We start from the raw sequence: 1,167 nt of genomic DNA, 5'->3' as shown, positions 1-1,167 counted from the left end.
CTACACTTCAGACGAAAAAAAGCCCGCAGGTTGGCGGGCGTAAGAGGCGTACAGGAACCAGTTCCCTAGATTAACAACAAGGTAAAGTACGATGAAAGAAGCTAAGAATCGAATTATGCGGAAAGGTTAGACATAGCTTTGAAGACAGCTGTTGTGCCGGCCAAACCAGCTGTAATGCACACCCACCCCATGGGGTTACCTGCTGTAGGAGTAGTGTTAAGTCGTGTAAAGCCCCTAGTGTAATACCCACCATCTGCTGGAACTTCCGAACCAAAACTCGGAGTGCAACTTACCAACACCCACTCCGTTAACCCGATCACTTGAGGAATACGCTGCAACACTACAACACCGTTTTGTGGAATCGTGACCTCAGATAAACCATTAAGCGAAATGTTGCCAGTGTTGCTCAGTGTGACAGGCCCACTAAGTGGACGCAGGCTCACACTCTCTCCAGGAGCCGCTGTAGCAGTTAAAGTAACAAGCTTGATCGAAGGGTTTCCTACGTTAGGGTTAATAGTGGCGAATTTATGGGCCGCCAGGTCCACCGCAACGCCAGATAGCGTAATGGTCTTGAAACCCGCAGCCTTGAACTTACTACTGCTATTACCGGATGCCATGCCCTCAACCTTGAGCCCTAGAATATTGTTCAAGTTGGTCAGAGGGTCCAGGTAATTATCGAATGTACCGATAGGTTCATTACTGGAGCGGAACTCAAGGTAGGCGTTAGTGCCAAGGCTGTACAGATACCCACTACCGCCGGAGGAGAACAAGGTGCCATCAGCAGCATTCGCCAAATGACTAGCTTCAATCAATAAGCGCCCGTTAGTGCCCAGCATGGCCAGCTTGCCGATGCGTTCGATCCAAGCTCCCCGCACAGAGATCTGACGGCAATTGCGCGCATAGATGCCCGTCTGTGATTTCTGGATCGAGAACCCATTAGAGAAGTTTACGTTGTAGGGGGACTGCACGGCGTTACCAGCGCCCGATACATCCGAAGTACTTTCGCCCTGCCCACTAGCATTATCCGCCATAGTTGAGGGATCTGGATCCCAATCGATATTAATGCACTTAAGGGCCACGGCACCATCACGGCCTTCCGCTGCCCCCCCATTAAACTCAATTTGACCGTGCTGTCCTGTCATCCGAAGGGCTTCACCCCCATTCGGC

General features: G+C 51.2%; 1 protein-coding gene. It reads right to left on the bottom strand.

The annotated features are described in order from the left end of the window. Positions 1-113: 113 nt before the first annotated feature. On the bottom strand, positions 114-1,167 hold a 1,054-nt coding region (locus tag AC1DLB_RS30530), incomplete at its 5' end, for a hypothetical protein (RefSeq protein ID WP_477786347.1).

It is taken from the genome of Pseudomonas sp. 05N434, assembly GCF_056396965.1.
This window is presented reverse-complemented; position numbering and strand designations above follow the sequence as displayed.